A 19,768-nucleotide genomic window follows, 5' to 3' on the forward strand; every position below is an offset into this window, starting at 1 on the left:
CACCCGGCCAACGCCGCGAGCAGCACCCCCACACCCGCCTCATGCCGGCAACCTACCTCCGCCGACCGGGCGCTCACCCGCAGACGGCGTGTGTCGGGGATCGGCCCGGCATGGCCGTTCGAGATGTGGCGCGGGCGGGGTGGGCCCAGACTCGAAGGGCGGGGCCGTCGGGGCCCGGCCGACTCGTTCGCCATCCGGGAGAGCCGCATGACCACCACACGGAACACCACGCTGCCCGGGATGAGCCCAGCCGACCGGAAGCGGGTGGTGACGCGGCTGCTGCTGCCCACCGTCGCGGAGGGGCTCGTCCAGCGTCGCCCGACCGTCATGGCGCTCGCCGAGCGACTGGGGGCTGACCAGGCGGCCATCGACACCGTCCGCGAGCTCCGCGACCGCTACGGGCGCGGGCCGCTCGGGCTGCGGGCCGCCGGCCGCTCCATGGTGCTGCTGCTCGACCCCGACGACCTGGCGCGGGTGCTGAGCGAGAGCCCGGAGCCGTTCACCCCGGCCGTGCTGGAGAAGCGCCGGGCGCTCGAGCAGTTCCAGCCGCACGGCTCGCTGATCAGCGTGGGTCCCGAGCGCCGCGAGCGCCGGCGGGTCAACGAGCTGGCCCTGGAGCCCGAGCGGCCGCTGCACCACATCGCGCCCTCGGCCGTGCGGCGGATCCGCGAGGAGGCGCTCACCGTGCGCAAGCGCGCCGAGGCCACCGGCCTGACCTGGGACGACTTCGCCGCCGGCTGGTGGCGGTCGGTGCGGCGGCTCGTGCTGGGCGACGCCGCCCGCGCCGACCGCCGCCTCACCGACTCGCTGGCCAGCCTGCGGACCGCCGCCAACTGGTCCCTGCTGCGGCCCGTGCGCCGCAGGACGCGCACCGAGTTCCTCGCGAGGCTGCGCCGCTACGCGACCCAGGCCGGCGAGGACACCCTGGCCGGCGGGCTGCGCGGCCTGGACGTGGCCCCGGGCACCGACCCCGTTGGCCAGGTGCCGCACTGGCTGTTCGCCTTCGACGCGGCCGGCGCCGCGACCCTGCGCACCCTGGCGCTGCTGACCGGCCACCCCGGGCGGCTCGCCAAGGCGCGCGCCGAGTTCGCCAGCGCCGACCTGTCACGCCCGCACGCCCTGCGCTACCTGCGGGCCTGCGTGCTCGACGCGACGCGCCTGTGGCCCACCACCCCGCTGCTGCTGCGCGAGTCCACCCTCGACACCCTCTGGCGTGGCGCGCTGGTGCCGGCCGGCACCGCCTTCGTCGCCCACACCCCCTACTTCCACCGCGTCGAGGCGGCCGGCCCCTACGGGGACGAGTTCGAACCCGAGATCTGGCTCGACGGCCGGGCGGAACGCGATCCGGCGCTGGTCCCGTTCAGCGCCGGGCCCGCCCGCTGCCCGGGCGAGAACCTGGTGCTGCTGACCGCGAGCACCTGGCTGGCCGCGCTGCTCGAGGACCACAGCTACCGCCTCGACTCGCCCGTACGCCCCCGCGTCGGGGAGCCCATCCCGGCCACCCTCAACCACTTCTCGCTGCGCTTCACCGCCCAGGCCGGCTCCGCCCTGGTTTGAGCGCGGGACTCCTGGGCACCCGGGCGTCGTGCCCGACAGCGCCCTGACCGTGGTCATCGCCACCCGCGACCGGTGTGACCGGCTCGCGGGCACCCTGCGGCGGCTCACCGAGCTGCCAGAGAACCCGCGGATCCTCGTCGTGGACAACGCCTCGACCGACGGCACCCGACGCATGCTGGCCGAGCGCTTCCCCGCCGTGCGGACGCTCGGCCTGCCCGTCAACCGGGGGGCGCTGGCCCGCAACGAGGGGGTGGCCGCCGCCCCCGGCCCCTACGTGGCCTTCAGCGACGACGACTCCTGGTGGGAGCCGGGCTCGCTGGCCCGCGCCGTCGAGCTGCTCGAGGCCGAGCCCCGCGTCGGCCTGGTCGCCGCCCGCACCCGGGTGGCGCCGGACGGCACGCCCGACCCGATCGACGAGCTGCTGGCCGGCTCCCCGCTGCGCGGCCCGGCGGGGCTGCCAGGACCGCCCGTCCTCGGCTTCCTCGGCTGCGCCGCCGTGGTGCGCCGCAGCGCCTTCCTGGCGGCCGGCGGCTTCCACCCGCTGCTGTTCTTCGGCGCCGAGGAGACCCTGCTGGCCTACGACATGGCCGCCACCGGCTGGATCCTCTGCCACGACCCGCGCGTCATCGCCGTGCACGGTCCCGACCCCGGGCCCCGGCCCGGCCGTGCCACCGTGATCCACCGCAACGAGGCGCTCACCGCCTGGCTGCGCCGGCCGCTGCCGGTGGCCCTGGCCCACACCTGGCGGCTGGCCCGCCGGTCCCTCGGCGACGGCAGCGCCCGCGGCGCCCTGGCCCAGCTGCTGCTCAGGCTGCCCGCGGCGCTCGCCGCCCGCCGCCCGCTGCCGGCCGCGGTGGAGGCCGCCGCCCGCCATGTGGAGCTGGCCCGTGACACCGCACGCTGAGCCCCGGGTCACCGTGCTGGTGATCACCCACGACCGGCGCCACGAGCTGCTGCACACCCTGGACCGGCTCGCCGAACTGCCGGAGCGGCCACCGGTCGTGGTCGTCGACAACGGCAGCACCGACGGCACGGCACACGCCGTGGCGCACCGGCACCCCGAGGTCACCCTGCTGCGCCCCGGCGCCAACCTGGGCGCCGTGGGCCGCAACCTCGGCGCCCGCCACATCACCACCCCCTACATTGCCTTCTGCGACGACGACACCTGGTGGGAGCCGGGCTCGCTCGGCCGGGCGGTCGACCTGCTCGACGCCCACCCGGAGGTCGCCACCGTCACGGCCAGGATCGTGGTCGAGCCCGACGGCCGCGAGGACCCCATCGTCGAGGAGCTGCGCCACTCGCCGCTGCCGCGCCCCGCCGGGCTGCCGGGCCCCGCGCTCGGCTCGTTCCTGGCCGGGGCCACCGTGCTGCGCGCCGACGTCTTCCGGCGGGCCGGCGGCTTCTCGCCCCGCCTCTGGCTTGGCGGCGAGGAGGAGCTGCTGGCCGCCGACCTGATGGCCGCCGGCCGGTGGCTGCTGTTCGACGAGGAGATGCTGGTGCACCACCGCCCCTCGACGCTGCGTGACCCGACCCGCCGCCGAGCCGACGGCATCCGCAACACCCTCTGGTTCACCTGGCTGCGCCGCACCCCGCGCTCGGCCCTGCGCCGCACCGCCGCCGTGCTCGGATCGGTGCCGAGGGACCTCACCACGGCCCGGGCGCTGGCGCGCGCCGCCGCCGGCATCCCCTGGGTGCTGCGGGAGCGCCGGTCGCTGCCCGTCGAGGTGGACCGCCGTCTGACGCTGCTCGAGGAGGCCCAGCGCACCTCCAAGGCGCGCCGCTACGTCGGCTGACCCGCCGCTACGTCGGCTGACCCGGTGTCGGCTGACCCGGTGTCGGCTGAGCCGGGTCGGCCGCGGCCAGCACGTACTCGAGCGCGGCCACCGCCTGCCGCGGGCCGATCCGCAGCAGCCTGGGGTCGGGGCGCGCACCGTGCGGGTCGCCGACCCGGGGCCCTCTCTCCGGCCCGGGGCACCACAGCGCCCGGTGGCGCGGCAGCCGGGGCGGCCCCCAGAGCCGGGGCGAGACGGGCCCGAACAGCACCACGGAGGGCGTGCCGTGCGCCGTCGCCAGGTGCGCGACGCCGGTGTCGCCCACCAGCACCGCGGCCGCCCCGGCGATCAACGCCGAGAGACGGTCGAAGGAGAGGCCGGTCAGCACCGCGCCGGCCGGCAGCCCGGCCAGCGCCGCCACCCGCCGGGCCAGCGGCTCCTCGCCCGAGCCCGCCGTCACCACCACCCGGCGCGGCGCCAGCGCCTCGGCCACCGCCGCGAACCGCTCGGCGGGCCAGCGCCGCGCCCCCGCCTCGGCACCCGGATGCAGCACCACGGCCCCGGGCGCGGGGGACGGCGTCCGGGGCGCGGCGATGCCCACCCGGGAGGGATCGGCCGGCATCCCGTGCCAGCCGAGCAGCCGGCACCAGCGGTCCCGCTCGTGCTCCCACGCCCGCCAGGCCGGGCCCGGGGGCCTGGCGTAGCCGATCAGCCGCCGGGGCCGCAGCGTCCGCAGCGGCTCGACGCTCAACGGACCGCAGCCGTGCAGGTCGACCGCGAGCCGCGGCGGCGGGCCGCGCCAGGGGATGGCGCGCGGCACGCCGCGGCCGGCCTCCTCAGCCGGCAGCAGCTCGTCGACGACGCCCGTGGCGGCGGCCGCGTCGGCCAGCGCGGCCGGTGCCGCCAGCGTCAGCCGGTGGTCGGGGAAGGCGCGCCGCAGCGCGTGCAGCGCCGGCACGGCCGTCAGCAGGTCGCCGAGTCCGAGCGCCCGCAACACCAGGACGCGTTCGGGCCGTTCGCCGGTCATGACCGGCAGCGGGCGGCCCGTCGGGCGAGGTCAGTCGTGGAGTGGCCGTCCAGGTACGGCAGCACCAGGGTCTGGCCGTTCCACTCGCGCAGCTCGGCCGCCTCGGGCAGGTCGCGGACGCTGTAGTCGCCGCCCTTGACCCAGATGTCGGGCCGCAGCGCCCGCAGCAGCCGCTGCGGCGTGTCCTCGTCGAACTCCGCCACCGCGTCGACGCAGCCGAGCCCGGCGAGTACCCGGATCCGGTCGGCGGCGCGGTTCAGCGGCCGGCCAGGGCCCTTGAGGCGGCGGACCGAGTCGTCCGAGTTGACGCACACGATCAGCAGGTCGCCGGTGCGCCGCGCGTTCTCCAGGAACTGCACGTGGCCGGCGTGCAGCAGGTCGAAGCAGCCGCCGGCGGCCACCACCGTGCCGCCGCGCGCCCGCACCCGGTCGGCGAGGGCGGTGATCTCGTCGAGCCGTCGCGGCTTGGCGGTCCGCGCGCCGTCCGGGGCCGTCCCGGCCGCCGGGCGGCCGCCGCTGTGCCAGAGTCCGCGGCGCGCGCCGTCCTGCGTGACGAAGGCCGCGGCGGCCTGGGTCGCGACGTCGGCGGCCTCCGGCGGCAGGCCGCCGTCCGCGAAGACCGCGGTCGCGGTCGCCGCGAAGCAGTCGCCGGCCCCGCACGGATCGCCCTCGCCGCACGCGTCGACCGGCAGGTACAGCGGGTCGTCGCAGTACGCGCGGGTCAGCACCGCGCCGCGCTCGCCCAGCGTGACGGCGACCGAGTGCGACCGCCAGCGCTCGGCGAGCAGCGAGCCGCGCCTGCTGTGCGCGCGCAGCGAGTCGTCGGCGTCCTCGACGGCGGCCCCGGGGGCCGCCCGATGGTGCCGCAGGAACCAGCGGGCCTCGCGCTCGTTGGGCGTCGCCATCCGGACGCCGGCGACCGGCGGCTCGCCGCGCGGGTGCGGATCCCAGACGACGGGCACCCGCTGGGCGGCCCGCCGCAGCGCGGCGCGGACCGAGGCCACCGTGCCGAGGCCGTAGTCGGCCACCAGCACCGCGCCCGCCGCGTCGAGCGCCGCGAGCGCCGCGCGTCCCGGCGGCCCCGGGGCGCCGCCGCCGTGGTCCATCCGCATCAGCGGCCGGTCGCCGGCCAGCACCCGGCACTTGACCGGCAGCGTGCCGTCGAGCGGCAGCTCGGCGAGCCGCACCCCGGCGGGGAGCAGCGCGCGCACCGTCTCGCTGGCCTCGTCCCGGCCGAGCGCGGTCACCAGGACCACGTCCCGACCGTCGCGCGCCGCGAGCGCGGCGGCGAGACCCGCGCCGCCCGGCCGGCACCGCTCGGCCGCCACGTCCACCACGGGCACCGGCGCGTCCGGCGCGAGACGGCCCGCCTCGCCGGTGATGTCCCGGTCGAGCAGCACGTCCCCCACCACGACGATCGGCCGTCCGCTCATGAGCTCTCCTCCGTGAGCACGGCGGCGGGCGCGGTCACGGCGCGGCCAGCCGCCGCGAGTTCCTCGTCGAACGCCTCGCACACCAGGTGCAGCGCCAGCAGGTGCATCTCCTGCACCGTGGCGGGCGACGGCGTCTCGACGCTGACCACCGAGTCGGCCTGCGCCGCCAGTGGGTTGGGGCGCGGCCCGGTCATCGCCCACACCCGCACGCCGGCCGCTCGGGCGGCGGTCGCCGCGTCCAGCAGGTTGTCGCTGCGGCCCGAGGTGGACAGCAGCACCAGCACGTCGCCGGGGCGGCCGTGCGCGGCGATCTGCCGGGCGAACACCTCGTCGAAGCCGTAGTCGTTGCCGATGGCGGTCACGGCCGAGGTCTCCGCGTGCAGGGCGATCGCCGAGTAGGGGCCGCGCTCCCCGGCGTACCGGCCGACGAACTCGGCGGTCAGGTGCTGCGCCTGGGCCGCGCTGCCGCCGTTGCCCGCGGCGAGCAGCCGCCCGCCCGAGGTGAGGACGACCGCGAGCCGGCGGCCCCACTCGGCGGCCTCGGCGAGGCCCGCCTCCTGATCGCCCTGGAAGTGCCGCAGCGCACGCCGCAGCGACTCGCAGTGCGCATGCGCGGTGGCTGATGAGCTCACGGGTGCTCCTCTCGGTCGGTCTCGCCGCCGGCCTCTCATGGCCGGCGGCTGCTTCGTTCCTCGGTCGGCCCACACGGTCCCGCGCTCACACCCGGTACCCGAGCACGGCCGGGTGGCGGCTGTGGAGGCTCTGGTAGATCGCCTCGGTGGCCTCCGCCACCGACGCCCAGCGGTAGCGGGTCAGCACCCGCCGCCGGCCGGCCGCCCCGCAGGCGGCGCGCTCTGCCGGGTCGGCGAGCAGCCCGTCGACCGCCTCGGCCAGGGCCGCCGGGGCGCCGGGCGGCACGAGACGTCCGGTCGCCGGGTCGGCCACGGTGTCCCGCTGCCCGCCGACGGCGCTGGCCACCACCGGCACGCCGCAGGCCATGGCCTCCAGCGGCACGATGCCGAACGGCTCGTAGTAGGCGGGGCACAGCACGACGTCGGCGCTCCTGATCAGCGCGGGCACCTCGGGGCGCGGCACGGCGCCGGTGAACCGCACCCGGTCGGCGACGCCGTGCAGCGCCGCGATCCGCCGCAGCCGCCGCACCTCGGGGTCGTCCGCCACCGCGGTCCCGGCCGCGCCGCCCGCGATGACCAGCTCGGCCTCCGGGATCCCGGCCAGCGCCTCGATCGAGACCTCGGCCCCCTTGCGCCGCACCAGGCGGCCGAGCTGCAGCAGCCGGTGCCGCTTCCGCCGGCCCGGCTCCCCGGGCGCGGCGCCGGGCGCCGGGGCGAACCACTCCGGGTCGACGCCGCAGGGCACGACCCGCACCCGGTCGGCCGGCACGCCGAGCGCGGCCAGCTCGGCCACCTCGTCCCGGCAGGTCGCCACGGTGACGTCGCAGCCGTTGCCGATCTGCCGCTCCCAGTCGACGCGACCCGGGGGGCTGGTGTCGGCGGCGCCCTGGTGGCGGCGCTTGACGCTGCCGAGGGCGTGGAAGGTGTGCGCGAAGGGGATGTCGAGCGCCCGGGTCGCCCACCAGGTCGCCAGGCCCGACATCCAGAAGTGCGAGTGCGCCACGTCGGGTGGTCGCCGCAGCCACTCCCGCTCCAGACGCTCGCTGAACTCCGGCATGTAGGGCAGCAGTTCGTCCTTGGGCACGGGTTCGGCCGGCCCGGCCGTCACGTGCCGCACCTCGATCCCGTGGCCGAGCCGCACGGTGGGCGGCAGCGCGCCCGAGTCGCGGCGGGTGTAGACGGTCACCCGGTGACCGCGCGCCGCCAACTCCCGCGCCAGCTGCGCCACGTGCACGTTCTGCCCGCCGGCGTCCTCGCCGCCGAGCGCCGCCAGCGGGCTGGCGTGCTCGGAGACCAGTGCGACGTCGAGTCGCTCGCCCCGTTCCTGTCCCGGTCGGGTCATCAGCGGATCACCTCTTCCAGCAGCCGGTCCCAGTCGCCGAGGAAGCGTTTGAGCCCGTACCGCGATAGCGCCGCCTGCCGGGCCGCGTCCCCCACGCGGCGCGCCGCCTCCGGGTCGCGCGTGAAGTGTTCGGCGGCCTCGGCCAGCACCTCGGGCCTGGTGGAGAGCACCCCGGCCTCGGGGGGCACCGCCTCGACGGCCTCGGTGGTGGCCAGCGCGACCACCGGCATCCCCAGGTGCATGGCCTCGATCAGGGAGAGCCCGAGCGACGTCCAGCGCACCGGGTGCAGGTAGAGCCGCCGGCGGGCCAGCTCGCCGTGCATCGCCTCCTGCGGCAGCTCCCACACCCGGCAGCGGTCGGGCGGAGCGCCGATGGCGGTCGGCAGCGCGCGGGTGCCCATGCCGAACACGTCGAGCGGCACCACTGCGGCCAGCGTCGGCAGCAGGTCGGTGCCGGTGACCCGGCCGCGCCGCAGCGGCTCGTTGACGACGACGGCGGCCCGGTCGAGCTCGCCGGTCCAGCGGTGCCCCGGGTCCACCACGCCGTGCTCGACGACGGCGGTGCGGGTACCGCCGTTGTCCCAGAAGAGCCGGTTGAAGTGGGTGACGTGGACCAGGGTCACGTCGTCCCGGTCGGCGACCGGGTGCCTGGTGTGCGGCACGTTGCCGTCCGGCGCGTTGTGCTCCAGGTACACGGCCGGCAGGTCCCGTCCCGGGCGCCGGCCGCCGAGCCACCGCTCGGCCAGCTCGGCCTCGTGCGGCCGCTGCAGCACCACCACGTCCACCGGCTGCTCGCGCAGCCGCTGCGGCGGGAGCTCCACGACCGAGGACGGCCAGGTCCAGCTCCGTGCCCGACCGAGGCCGTCCGGGCCGCGGTCGGGGAGCACGGGCAGCAGATAGGTGTGGTTGCCCTGTACGAACGCCGTCGTCCACGAACCGTGGACATGCCAGAGAAGGATGTTCATGTCCGCGCCTTTCGTCCGAGGGAGTCGCAGGGGGGACCACTGACGGTGAGCCGTTGCACGGCGGTCAGGACCTCCTCGTCGGTGATGGAGTCCAGGCACGGATGGCCGGGCACCGGGCACTCCCTGGCCCGGGTGCCGGCGCAGGGGGAGTCCTGCTGGCCGAGCAGCAGGTGGGGCACCTGGTAGGGCAGCCAGCGATCGGCGCTGACCACCGGCGAGAAGAGGCTGATCACCGGGGTGCGGACGGCCGCGGCCAGGTGCGCGGGCCCGGTGTTGCCGACGATGACGAGCCGGGCCCGGCCCAGCACGCCCGCCAGCTCCGGCAGTTGGGTCCTGCCGCCCAGGTCGAGGGCGTGCGGTCCGGCCACCCGCCGGGTCAGCGCCGCCTCGTCGGGGCCTCCGGTCACCACCACCCGGTGTCCAGCCCCGACGAGCGCGGCGACGGCCCGGGCCGACCGCTCGGCGCTCCAGGTCCGCGAGGGCACCGAGGCGCCGGGGTGCACCACCAGGTAGGGGGCGTCGCCGGTGAGGGCGGTGGTGTCGGGCGGCCGGCACACCCGGAGCTCCCCGCTGTCGCCCGCGGGGAGCCGGAAGCCGGCCGCCTCGGTGAGTTCCAGCGCGGCGGCGGCCTCGTGCCGGTAGGGCGCCCGTTGGTGGCGCAGCTGCAGCAGCGAGCCCGGATAGTGCTCGCTGTCGGCGGCGATCCAGGGGACGCCGGCCAGCTTCAGCAGCAGGGCGGCGGGCAGCGGGCTCTGGTGGTGGGAGGCCAGGATCAGCGCCCGGTCGTAGTGGTCGGCCGCGATGCGGCGCACCAGGGCGGTCACCTCGGCCGGGTCGAGCTCGGGTGCCGCGAGCCGCACCCAGGGCGCGTCGTACACCAGCACCCGGTCGACGCCGGGCAGCAGCCGGCCCGCGGCCTCGCCGAGGGGGCCGCACAGCAGCGTGACGGTGCTCGATCCGGCCGCGGCGGCCCGGATCGCGGGCCCGGCCAGCAGCACGTCGCCCGCGCTGTCGAGCCGGACGACCAGCGTGCGGGGTGGGTGGGCGCCGGCACCGGCGACGAGGCGCGCGCTCACGACGCGCCTCCCGGGACCAGGGGCGCGCCGGTCAGCAGCGTCCGCACGGCGGTGAGCAGGTCGGGGGCGCGCAGCGGCGCGGCGGCGACCTCCTCGGTCCTGGTGGCTTCGGTGGGCACCAGCAGGCCGCGGGCCCCGGCGGCGTGCGCCGCCGCGACATCGCCGCCGATGTCGCCGATCACCACCGTGCGGCCCGGTGCCACGCCGAGCGCGGCGCAGGCCGCGGTGACCAGACCCGGGGCCGGCTTGCGGCAGCCGCAGCCGTCGGCGGCCAGGTGCGGGCAGACCGCCCAGACGCCGAACGGGCCGAGCAGCGACTCGATCCGGTGCCGCATGGCCTCGACGTCGGCCCGGCCGAAGCGGCCGGCCGCCACCCCTGACTGGTTGCTGACCACGCCGAGCGCCACGCCGTGCGCGCGCAGCAGGTCGAGCGCCGTCCGCGCCCCGGGGAACACCCGTACGCGCGCCGGGTCGGCGTTGTACGGCACGTCCTCGATCAGCGTGCCGTCGCGGTCGAACAGCACGGCGTCCGGGCCCGGGCCGCGGCGCCCGCGCGGGACGCGGCGGGGCGCGGCCCCGGGTCGGCCGGGGGCGAGAAGCCAGGGGCCTCCGCTGGCTGCCGTGCGGTCAGTCATAGATCAGCGAGTTGCCCGAAATGCCTGATATAAACATGTCGGGCGGCACCGCCCCGCGCGGCCAGAGCCCACGGTGCCGCACCAGGCCCGCGACCCAGTGAGCCACGGCCACCGGCGGGATCGCCACGCTGGTCACGGCCATCAGCCGCAGCTCGGCCGCCGTGCGCGGCCCCGGCCTGATCCGCGCCGCCGCGAACTCGGCGGTGCCGGCCAACCACAGGAGAGCGCCTGCCGCCGCCGCGCGCGGCCGGCCGGCGGCCAGGGCCGCCAGCGCGCCGAGCCCGGCGAGCGTCACCGTCACGTGCCCGGGGAACCGGCCCCGGGGCGCGCGCGCCCGCTTCCGCCAGCCCGGGCCGTGCAGCCGGCCCATCAGCACGTCGTCCGCGTTTCCCGCCTGGGCACGCACCGAGGCCCACGGGCCCGCGAGCCGCACCGGATGCGTGGTCCGCCGCTCGCCCACGGTCAGCAGCCATCCGGCCGCGAGCACGCGCAGCGCCAGGTCGGCGTCCTCGCGGAACGCCCGCCGGAAGCGCTCGTCGAACCCGCCCACGTCCCGCAGCGCGGCCCGCCGGTACACCATGTCCGCCGTGATCCAACTCGCCGACGCCAGGCCCATGGTGCCGCGCTCCCAGTCCGTCGGCCGCCGATGGCTCGGCGCCGGCACCTCGATCCGCCCCTGGATACCGCCGGTGCTCGGGTCGGCGGCCAGCAGGTCGGCCGCGAGCGCCCGCCGCCAGCCCCCGGCCGGCACCACGTCGTCGTCGAGGAAGGCCACCCAGGACTCCGGCACCCGCCGCCACCCCGCGTTGCGCGCCGCCGCCGGCCCACGCCCGCCGCCCGGCACGATCTCCACCAGATCCCGCAGGCTCGGGGGCACCGGCACGTCGAGCGGCTCAGGGTCGCGGGGCGGCCGGTCGTCGACGAGGACGATCCGGGCCGGGGCCGGCCCTTCGCCCTCGGCCAGCGCCGCAAGCAGCCGCCCGAGCGAGGGCCGGCCGAGCGTGGGCACGACCACCGCGTAGGCGGGGACCTCGCCGGCCGTCACGCGCTCCTCCCCCCGCCGCCGAACAGCTCGCGCCGGCGCACCACGAAGGGACCGATCGCCAGCATGTCGACCGGCGCCGAGCCGAAGCACTCGAGCGCGTCCCTGGGATCGTCCACCATCGGCCGGCCGGCCGTGTTCAGGCTGGTGTTCACCACCACGGGCAGCCCGGTGGCCCGCTCGAACTCGGTCAGCATCCGCGCCACCAGCGGCTCGTCGGCCGGGTCGACCGTCTGGATCCTGGCCGTGCCGTCCACGTGCACCACGGCGGGTATCCTCTCCCGCCACTCCGGCCGCACCTCGTGCACGAAGAGCATGTACGGGCTGGGCAGTGGGCCGTCGAAGATCGCCGGCGCGCGGTCGGCGAGCACCATCGGGGCCACCGGCCGGAACTGCTCCCGCCCCTTGATGTCGTTGAGCCGCTCCAGATTCCCCGACCGGCCGGGATGCGCCAGCAGCGAGCGGTGCCCGAGCGCCCGGGGACCGTACTCGGAGCGGCCCTGGAACCAGGCCACCACCGCGTTCTCCGCCAGCGCCCCGGCCACCGCGGCCGCCACGTCCGGCGGCCGTTCGAACGGCACCGCCGCCGTCTTCAGCCACGCCTCGAGCTCCGCGTCCGGCCAGCCTCGGCCGAGCGCCGGGCCCGGCATCGGCCGGGTCGGCGCGGGGTCGGCCACCGCGGCGTGCAGCAGCGCGCCGCCGAGCGCGGTGCCCGCGTCCCCCGACGCCGGCTGCACCCAGACCCGGTCGAACGGGCCCTCGGTCGCGATCCGGGAGTTGGCGACGCAGTTGAGCGCCACCCCGCCGGCCATGGTCAGCACCGCGTCGTGGGTCCGGCCGTGCAGCCAGCGCACCAGGTCGAGCAAGGTCTCCTCGAGCACCGCCTGACCACCGGCCGCCAGGTCGGCGTGGTCCCGCGTCCACGCCTCGCCCGGGCGACACGGCGGACACAGCTCGGCCCACGGCACCCCGGTCGCCACGAAGCCGCCATCCCCGGTCGGGTGCACGTACCGGCGCAGCTCGGGCAGGAACCGGTTCCGGTCCCCGTAGGAGGCGAGCGCCATCACCTTGTACTCGTCACTCGACCGCAGGAACCCCAGGTGCTCCGTCAGCTCCTCGTACACCAGGCCGAGCGAGTGCGGCAGCCGCTGCGCGTGCAGCGCCTCGAGGCGGTCGCCGGCGCGCCTGGCCGCCAGGTGCGAGGCCGACTCGCCGCGCCCGTCGAGCACCAGCACCGAGCAGTGCTCGGCGTCCGGTGCGGCGAAGGCGGAGGACGCGGCGTGTGCCATGTGGTGCGGGACGAACCGCACCTGCTCGGGATCGAGTCCCGGCAGCGCCTCGCACAGGAAGCCGGGGGCCTGCCGCGCGTACTCCTGGCGCAGCCCGTCCCAGGGGTCGTCGAGCCCCAGGTCGCCGGCCGGGGCCGCGAGCGCCGGGTCGTAGGAGTAGGTGACGGCGTCCAGGTCGCCTGGGCGGAGACCGGCCTGGCTCAGGCACCAGGCGGCCGAGCGCTCCGGCAGCTCCCAGGCCGCGAACGGCACGGGACGCTTCCCGTGCTTGCGCCGGGAGAACCGTTCCTCCTCGGCCGCGGCGACCGTCGTGCCGTCGATCACCAGGGCCGCGGCCGGGTCGTGGAAGAGGGCGTTGATGCCGAGCACACGCATGGGACCTCCGGGGAGGGAAGAAACGAGGACGGAAGAAGCGAGGGTGGAGGGACGAGGAGAGGGGACGCGCGGCGCGGTCAGGCCGACCGGTGGGCGCGGAACCAGGAGATGGTGCGGGCCAGCCCGTCGGCCGCGTCGACCGTCGGCTCCCACTGGAGCTTGCCGCGGGCCAGGGTGATGTCGGGGCAGCGCACCATCGGGTCGTCGGTCGGCCGGTCGATCAGCTGGACGCCCGAGGAGGAGCCGGTCAGCCGGATCACGGTGCGGGCGAGCTCCAGCATGGTGATCTCGGTCGGGTTGCCGATGTTGACCGGTCCGCGCAGGTCGGAGGCGGCCATGGCGAGCACCCCGGCGACCGTGTCGTCGACATAGGTCAGCGAACGGGTCTGGCCGCCGTCGCCGGTGACCGTCAGCGGCTCGCCGGCCAATGCCTGTCGGATGAAGGTGGGCACCGCGCGACCGTCGTGGTCGCGCATCCGCGGCCCGTAGGTGTTGAAGAGCCGCACGATGCCGGTGTCGGTGCCGTGCGCCTCGGCCTCGGCCACCGTCAGCGCCTCGCCGAAGCGCTTGGCCTCGTCGTACACGCTGCGCGGCCCGACCGGGTTGACGTTGCCCCAGTACCGCTCGCTCTGCGGGTGCTCGAGCGGGTCACCGTAGACCTCCGAGGTGGAGGCCAGGATGAACCGGGCCCCGTGCCGGCGGGCGAGCGCCAGCGCGTTGCGGGTGCCCAGGCTGCCGGTCTCCAGCGTGTGCAGCGGCAACCGAAGGTAGTCGGCCGGTGACGCCGGGGAGGCGAAGTGGAGCACGAGGTCCACCGGGCGCTCGATCTCGAAGGGCTCGGTGACGTCGGCGCGCAGCATGGTGTAGCCGGGGTGGTCCGACCGGGGGCGCTCATGGTCCGGAAGGGCGGTACACAGGTCGTCGACGCAGGTGACCTCGGTGCCTCGGCTGAGCAGCTCGGCGCAGAGATGGGAGCCGAGGAAGCCCGCCCCGCCGGTGACGACCACGTGCCGGTGGCTGTCGTGCGTGCCTCGCATGCCCACTCCTTTCAGTGACCGCCCCCACAGGTACCCCCGGATGAAACGGGCAAACGGGGTTTATGCGGCCGTGCGGCACAGCGGGTCGTGGAAGGGGGGGGAGGCGGCGGCCCCATCCGCCGGGCCTGCTGATCGGTCCGAGATCCGACAGCGAGCTGGAGGCGTCGAGACGGAGCCTTCTCCCGTGAGGGGGAGGGGGTGATGTCGCCCAGCGGAAGAGTCAGGCGCTCCTCCGCTCCCGCCGAGGATCGGCCCGTCGCCTGTAGACCGGGGTCGGTCGGGTTCAAGCGCGTGCGGCGACACGATCCTCACCGACGACGGCTACGGCTCCCAGGGCTTCCTGGAGTGGCTACGGTCCAGGCGGATCGCGTCGGTCATCCCGCAGCGCGGCCGCAAGCGCGCGTTCGGACATCTCGCCATCCCCTCGCTCGCGGCGGTTCGGGCCAGCAGGTCGCCGCAGACACTCCGGCAGAACTCACGCTTGGCCCCTTCGAGATCCCCGGTGTCACGCAGGACGCAGGCGGTCTCGTGGGCGAGGCTGGCTTCGCCGGAAGAACACCCGGCCCGGCTCGTCATCCCCGGGAAAGGCCGCCGCCAGGTCGTCTTCGGCACGCAGCAGCGCGGCTGCGGCCGCCTCTCACCGGCGGCGGCGAGGGCTCGGGCGTGCACCACGCCGAGAAGGGAGTAGCTGGCGAGGCTCGTAGACTAGGCTGGCCGCAGGTCCCCCTGGGCCGGGAAGATCATTCCGTTGGTCACGCCGTTGATCACAGGGTCTCCGAGGCCTCACGGAAACAGAAAAACCCCAGGTCAACTGGGGTCTCTGCGAGTGTCCGAGGGGGGACTTGAACCCCCACGCCCTTAAACGGGCACTAGCACCTCAAGCTAGCGCGTCTGCCATTCCGCCACCCGGACGGGGTGTGTGCGGGCCCGTGGGCCCAGCGACGGGTCAACCATACCAAGGTTCGGAGGGTGCTCTCACCCGGCTTCCGCGCGGGTGGGGCCGCGGTCAGTGGCGTGCGGAGCCGGGGAGGGTGGTGGTCGAGGAGCCCAGGGCGCGGAGCCAGGACGGGCCGCTCAGCAGCTCGAGGAGGAGCAGGAGGCGGGTGAGCGGCTCCCACTCGGGGTCGTCCTCGGCGTCGGTGCAGCGCTCGGGCGAGGTGAGCAGCGCCCAGACCGCCTTGCCGTGCCGGTCCGGGGTGGTCCAGCCCCAGCTGCGTGCCAGGGACTCCAGGACGTGCAGGCCGCGCCCCGACTCCTGGAGGAAGTCCGGCTCCTTGACCCGCGGCACCTCGCGGCCCGGGTCGAAGACGGCGCACAGCACGGCGCCGTCGCAGTGCACCAGGCTGAGCAGAAACGGTTGTTCGGGGGTGGCGGGCGCCAGCGGGAAGTGGTCGGTGGCCACCGGCCGGCCGTAGCGCACCGCGTTGGTGACCAGCTCGGAGACGATCACCAGGGCGTCGTCGAGGAGCTCGCCGAGGCCCCAGCCGTTGAGGGCCGAGCGCGTGCTCTCCCGCGCGGACCTGGGGGAGTCGGAGGAGTTCGCCAGCGGGAAGGTGGCGAAGCCGGCCGTGTCGGCGGCTCGGGTCCGGGCCTGGGGCGCCGGGTAAGGCGCCGTGGCGGCGAACGGGAGAGCTGTCATGACGACCTCCGGACGATCCGACTTCACCCTGGGCAGTGGCTCCGCAGGGTCCATCCTCACTGAACCGAGCGTGTCCCTGCAAGTACATCCGAAAGAACCGATGCAAGGACAGATGCAAGAACAAATGCAAGAACAGATGCAAGAACGCTCGGAGTTGAGGCAGTATTCGGTCAGAAGCCGTCCACGGGCGCTCCCGGGCACCCGCGAACACGGGCGCGCGCAAGCAACGCGTAGGAGTCGAAATGCCGCAGTTCGTCAATGGAGTGTCGGCCGGCCTGCTCACGGGCGCGGCCTGGCGGAAGAGCGGACGAAGCAACCCCAACGGCAACTGCGTCGAGATGGCCGGGCTGCCCGGCGGCGACGTCGCCGTGCGCAACTCCCGCGACCCGCAGGGCCCCGCGCTGATCTACACCCACGCCGAGATGACCGCGTTCCTGCAGGGGGCCAAGGACGGGGACTTCGACGACCTCGTCCGCGCCGACTGACCGGGCGCCCGGCTCGGTCGATCCCCGTTGAATCGCCCCGAGTTGCGTGGCGGCGACTGTACGCAGCGATCGAACAGTGCAACACTTGGGCGCGAATTCAACACCCAGGGGACACAGACATGTCGTCAGCTCAGCCAAGCCCCACCTCGTCGGTGAGGGACATACTCGCTCACCCGCGCGGCGGGCCCACCGTGCTGCGCATCGTGCTCGGCACCCACCTGCGCCGGCTGCGCGAAAGCTGCGGCATCACCCGTGAGGCCGCGGGCGACGCCATCCGCGGCTCGCACGCCAAGATCAGCCGGCTGGAGCTGGGTCGTGTCGGCGCCAAGGAACGGGACATCGCCGACCTGCTCACCCTCTACGGTGTGCTCGACGAGGAGCGGCGCGGGCAGTTCCTCGCGCTCGCCCGGCAGGCCAGCACGCCCGGCTGGTGGCAGAAGTACAACGACGTGGTGCCCAGTTGGTTCGAGACCCTGATCGGTCTCGAGGAGGCGGCCTCCGTCATCCGCACCTACGAGGTGCAGTTCATCCCCGGCCTGCTGCAGACCGCGGACTACGCGCGGGCCTGCGTCCGCCTGGGCAACCCGCGCGCCTCGGAGCGGATGGTCGAGCGCCGGGTCGAGCTGCGCATGGAGCGGCAGAAGCTGCTCCACAAGCCGCACGCTCCCCGGCTGTGGGCCGTGATCGACGAGGCCGCGCTGCGCCGGCCGCTCGGCGGCGCCGAGGCGATGCGCGAGCAGATCAGACACCTGCGCGAGATGGCCGAGCTGCCCAACGTCACGCTCCAGATCGCGCCGTTCAGGATCGGCGGCCTGTCGGCCGCCGGCGGTCCGATCACCGTGCTGCGCTTCCAGGAGCCCGACCTGCCGGACATCGTCTACCTGGAGCAGCTCAACAGCGCGCTCTACCTCGACAAGCGCGAGGACGTCGAGGACTACCTGGCCGTGATGGACAGCCTGTGCGCCACCGCCGAACCGCACGGCAAGACGGGCGACTTCCTCGACGGGCTGCGTTTCCTCGACGGGCTGAAGAACACCCTCTGAGCGCCGGGCGGCGCCGGGCGGGTCAGGCCGTGCCGCGGCGGGTGCCGAGGGCGGCGTCGAGCCAGCCGAGCAGGTCGTCGCCGACCTCGACGCGGTTGGTCTCGTTCAGGATCTCGTGCCGCGCCCCCGGATAGGCGCGCCAACTCAGCTCCCTGGTGCCGGCGTAGCGGAAGTCCTCGAGCAGCTCGTAGACCAGCGTGAGCCCGGCGTGACAGGGGTCGAGCTCGCCGACCACCACGTGCACCGGCAGGTCGGGCGGCACCCGCGCCTGGTGGCGCGGGTCATTGATCTTGCGTACGCCGAGCAGCCAGTCGAGCGCGAGGCCGGCGCTGAACGGGAAGCCGCAGCGCTCGTCCGCGACATAGGCGTCGACCTCGGCCGGGTCGCGGGACAGCCACTCGAAGCCCGTGCGGTGCGGATAGGGGTCGTTGAACGCGGCGAAGAGATCGGGCACGAAGGACGAGGGCGCGGACCGGCCGCCGCGCTCGATCTCGGCCCGCAGGCCGGCGGCGGCGCTCTCGGCCTCGCACCCGGGCAGCGACCTGAACGTGCCGCACAGTACGAGGCCGGCGAGGCCGGCGCCGTGCTCCTGGGCGTAGTCGCGGGCGAGTTGGGATCCCATGCTGTGCCCGAAGAGCACCAGGGGAACATCGGGCACCCGGGCGCGCGCCGCCTCGCCCACCGCGCGCAGGTCCTCCACGACGGCCCGCCAGCCGGACGCGCCGGCCACCCCGAGCCCACCGGTGTGCCGGGCCGTCGCTCCATGGCCGCGGTTGTCGGAGGCGACGACCGCGTAGCCGTGTTCGGTCAGCAGCCGCGCGAACCGGTCGTAGCGGAGTGCGTGTTCCGCCGCGCCGTGCACCAACTGCACCCAGCCACGCGGTCGTCGACCGTCCTCGGGCAGCCAGGTGTAGGTGGCGACCGGAAGGCCGTCGGCCGCGAGGGTGGCACCGATCTCCAAGGCTCGCTCCTGGTTCCCGTGGGGCAACGGTCGTGGCCAGTATGGGACGTCCCGGGGGCCGGCGCACAGCCGGTGCGGCGCGAGGACCGTCGGGAGGCGAACGCCCGATTGGGGTGGTCGTGTGCCCGTTCGGTGACCTTCCGAGCTGCGAGGATCGACAACTGGATCTTGCCGTACGACGGTTGTCCGTCCAGGATGTGGCGGTTGGCGCGTGTCCCCGGCGGAGAGGTGAGGTCAGTGACGGCTCGAGTGACCGTGGTGGGGGAGGCCCTGGTCGATCTGTTGTGGAGGACCGGCGCCCGGGACGTGCGCGCGGCGCCGGGCGGCAGCCCGGCCAACGTGGCCGTCGGCCTGCGCCGGCTCGGGCGGCCCGCGACGCTGTTGACGGCCTGGGGCGAGGACCCGCCGGGAGAGCTGGTGCGCGCGCACCTGGCCGAGACGGGCGTGACGGTGCGCCGGGTGCCCGCCGAGACCGACCGAACCATCGTGGCCCTCGCCTACCTCGGGGCGGACGGCGCGGCGCGCTACGACTTCCTCGCCTCCTGGGACCCGCGCGAGCTGCCGGTGCCCGAGGACACCGCCGTACTGCACACCGGATCGCTGGCGGTGGTGATCGAGCCGGGCGCCTCCCGGGTGCTCGGGCTGTGCCGGGAGCTGCGGGCGGGCGGGACCACGGTGGCCGCCGACCTCAACGTGCGTCCCGCGGTGCAGCCGGACCGGGACGCCTACCGGGACGCGGCTCGTCGGCTGGCCGCCTCCGTCGACGTGCTGAAGGCGAGCGACGAGGACCTGGGCTGGCTCTTCCCGGGCGCCGAACCGGCGGACGCCGCCCGCGCGTTGCTCGCGGCCGGCCCGCGGCTGGTGGTGGTCACGCTCGGTGCGCGTGGCGCGTTGGCGGTCACGTCCGGGCACGAGGTCGGGGTGGCCGCGCCGGCCGTCACGGTGGTGGACACCATCGGCGCGGGGGACACCTTCCAGGCGGCCCTGCTCGACTCGATCGCCGAACGCGGCGCCCCGCCCGCCGCGCCCGACGAACTCTCCGCCGTGTTGCGGCGTTGCGCGACGGCCGCCGCGATCACCTGCACCCGGATCGGCGCCGACCCGCCGACGCGGGAAGAACTGGGGGCGTTGTGAGTCCCCTGTGGGGGAGATGAGACGGGGTTAACAATTAGGAAACGTTAGCGAGCTTGAGGGCCCGCCAGGTCGTCAGGGGAAGTCGCCGGTGACCGAACCCGACAGACGCTCAGATGATACGATCGCCGCGCTTGCCAAGCGAGCTGAAGGCGCGTAAGACATACGGCCGTCGGAAAATTCAGCCAAGCCACAAGAGGGTCACCCGATGAGCATTATGCCGATTAACGGGCATAGCGTGCCGACCCGCGGGCTGAGAGGGTCTCGTCGCCGTGCCAGGTCGGTTGGCGGGGTGAATCCGCATCGGGGGACGTCGGATTCAACATC

At 75.5% G+C, this 19,768-nt stretch carries 18 protein-coding genes, 1 tRNA gene and 1 pseudogene; 6 read left to right on the plus strand and 14 right to left on the minus strand.

Annotation, left to right across the window (positions count from 1 at the left end; genetic code table 11):
- Window positions 1-207: 207 nt before the first annotated feature.
- Genes E1265_RS11630 through E1265_RS11640 form a run of 3 tightly spaced genes read left to right on the plus strand, consistent with a single transcriptional unit; the run spans window position 208 to window position 3,350 of the window.
- Entirely contained in the window at window positions 208-1,557 is a 1,350-nt protein-coding gene (locus tag E1265_RS11630; RefSeq protein ID WP_132930206.1) for a cytochrome P450, read from the plus strand.
- A 28-nt stretch (window positions 1,558-1,585) separates the two neighbouring features.
- Window positions 1,586-2,461: a glycosyltransferase gene (locus tag E1265_RS11635; RefSeq protein ID WP_132930207.1), complete on the plus strand. Its 876-nt coding sequence runs from the start codon at window positions 1,586-1,588 to the stop codon at window positions 2,459-2,461.
- Window positions 2,430-3,350, plus strand: coding sequence for a glycosyltransferase (locus tag E1265_RS11640; RefSeq protein WP_132930208.1), 921 nt, complete (start codon window positions 2,430-2,432; stop codon window positions 3,348-3,350). Before E1265_RS11635 ends, E1265_RS11640 begins: the two co-directional genes overlap by 32 nt.
- A 7-nt stretch (window positions 3,351-3,357) precedes the next feature.
- Here the strand turns inward: E1265_RS11640 and E1265_RS11645 are convergent, their stop codons facing one another.
- From E1265_RS11645 to E1265_RS11705, 13 genes and pseudogenes are all read right to left on the minus strand, one after another.
- The gene (locus tag E1265_RS11645; RefSeq protein ID WP_132930209.1) at window positions 3,358-4,356 is read right to left on the minus strand and encodes a glycosyltransferase family 9 protein; all 999 of its coding nucleotides are present in this window, start codon (window positions 4,354-4,356) and stop codon (window positions 3,358-3,360) included.
- Window positions 4,353-5,789 carry a D-glycero-beta-D-manno-heptose 1-phosphate adenylyltransferase gene (gene rfaE2, locus E1265_RS11650; RefSeq protein WP_132930210.1) on the minus strand — a complete coding sequence of 479 codons (1,437 nt, stop codon included), beginning with the start codon at window positions 5,787-5,789 and terminating at the stop codon, window positions 4,353-4,355. Before rfaE2 ends, E1265_RS11645 begins: the two co-directional genes overlap by 4 nt.
- Window positions 5,786-6,421: an SIS domain-containing protein gene (locus tag E1265_RS11655; RefSeq protein WP_279571421.1), complete on the minus strand. Its 636-nt coding sequence runs from the start codon at window positions 6,419-6,421 to the stop codon at window positions 5,786-5,788. The genes rfaE2 and E1265_RS11655 overlap by 4 nt, the downstream gene beginning before the upstream one ends.
- Window positions 6,422-6,506: 85 nt before the next feature.
- Window positions 6,507-7,763: a glycosyltransferase gene (locus E1265_RS11660; RefSeq protein WP_132930212.1), complete on the minus strand. Its 1,257-nt coding sequence runs from the start codon at window positions 7,761-7,763 to the stop codon at window positions 6,507-6,509.
- Window positions 7,763-8,728: a glycosyltransferase gene (locus E1265_RS11665; RefSeq protein ID WP_132930213.1), complete on the minus strand. Its 966-nt coding sequence runs from the start codon at window positions 8,726-8,728 to the stop codon at window positions 7,763-7,765. The genes E1265_RS11660 and E1265_RS11665 overlap by 1 nt, the downstream gene beginning before the upstream one ends.
- Window positions 8,725-9,804: a glycosyltransferase family 9 protein gene (locus E1265_RS11670; RefSeq protein ID WP_132930214.1), complete on the minus strand. Its 1,080-nt coding sequence runs from the start codon at window positions 9,802-9,804 to the stop codon at window positions 8,725-8,727. Before E1265_RS11670 ends, E1265_RS11665 begins: the two co-directional genes overlap by 4 nt.
- Window positions 9,801-10,439: an HAD family hydrolase gene (locus tag E1265_RS11675; RefSeq protein WP_132930215.1), complete on the minus strand. Its 639-nt coding sequence runs from the start codon at window positions 10,437-10,439 to the stop codon at window positions 9,801-9,803. Before E1265_RS11675 ends, E1265_RS11670 begins: the two co-directional genes overlap by 4 nt.
- On the minus strand, window positions 10,432-11,484 hold the full coding sequence (locus E1265_RS11680) for a glycosyltransferase (RefSeq protein WP_132930216.1): 1,053 nt from the start codon (window positions 11,482-11,484) through the stop codon (window positions 10,432-10,434). The genes E1265_RS11675 and E1265_RS11680 overlap by 8 nt, the downstream gene beginning before the upstream one ends.
- The gene (locus E1265_RS11685; protein WP_132930217.1) at window positions 11,481-13,145 is read right to left on the minus strand and encodes a carbamoyltransferase C-terminal domain-containing protein; all 1,665 of its coding nucleotides are present in this window, start codon (window positions 13,143-13,145) and stop codon (window positions 11,481-11,483) included. Before E1265_RS11685 ends, E1265_RS11680 begins: the two co-directional genes overlap by 4 nt.
- Window positions 13,146-13,222: 77 nt before the next feature.
- Window positions 13,223-14,182, minus strand: coding sequence for an NAD-dependent epimerase/dehydratase family protein (locus E1265_RS11690; protein WP_132930218.1), 960 nt, complete (start codon window positions 14,180-14,182; stop codon window positions 13,223-13,225).
- 459 nt (window positions 14,183-14,641) lie between these two features.
- Window positions 14,642-14,866: pseudogene (locus E1265_RS38895) on the minus strand (Tat pathway signal protein); the annotation flags it as partial.
- A gap of 143 nt (window positions 14,867-15,009) precedes the next feature.
- Window positions 15,010-15,094 (minus strand) — tRNA-Leu (locus E1265_RS11700).
- A 94-nt stretch (window positions 15,095-15,188) separates the two neighbouring features.
- Entirely contained in the window at window positions 15,189-15,821 is a 633-nt protein-coding gene (locus E1265_RS11705; protein WP_165953726.1) for an ATP-binding protein, read from the minus strand.
- Window positions 15,822-16,063: 242 nt separating this feature from the next.
- Here E1265_RS11705 and E1265_RS11710 point away from each other — a divergent pair, with 242 nt between their 5' ends.
- Together E1265_RS11710 and E1265_RS11715 are read left to right on the plus strand one after the other, a co-directional pair.
- A complete protein-coding gene (locus E1265_RS11710) occupies window positions 16,064-16,306 on the plus strand; it encodes a DUF397 domain-containing protein (RefSeq protein WP_132930220.1) in 243 nt (80 codons plus the stop codon).
- 119 nt (window positions 16,307-16,425) lie between these two features.
- Complete coding sequence (locus E1265_RS11715) at window positions 16,426-17,349, plus strand: helix-turn-helix transcriptional regulator (RefSeq protein WP_132930221.1); 924 nt, start codon at window positions 16,426-16,428, stop codon at window positions 17,347-17,349.
- A gap of 22 nt (window positions 17,350-17,371) precedes the next feature.
- Here E1265_RS11715 and E1265_RS11720 read toward each other — a convergent pair whose 3' ends face one another.
- Window positions 17,372-18,310 (minus strand): alpha/beta hydrolase, encoded by a 939-nt coding sequence (locus E1265_RS11720; RefSeq protein WP_132930222.1) that lies wholly within the window; start codon window positions 18,308-18,310, stop codon window positions 17,372-17,374.
- Window positions 18,311-18,547: 237 nt separating this feature from the next.
- On the opposite strand from E1265_RS11720, the gene E1265_RS11725 reads away from it, so the two are divergent.
- On the plus strand, window positions 18,548-19,444 hold the full coding sequence (locus tag E1265_RS11725; RefSeq protein WP_243740701.1) for a carbohydrate kinase: 897 nt from the start codon (window positions 18,548-18,550) through the stop codon (window positions 19,442-19,444).
- Window positions 19,445-19,768: the final 324 nt, after the last annotated feature.

Origin of the sequence: Streptomyces sp. 8K308 (assembly GCF_004348315.1) — a bacterium.
GTDB lineage: Bacteria > Actinomycetota > Actinomycetes > Streptomycetales > Streptomycetaceae > Streptomyces.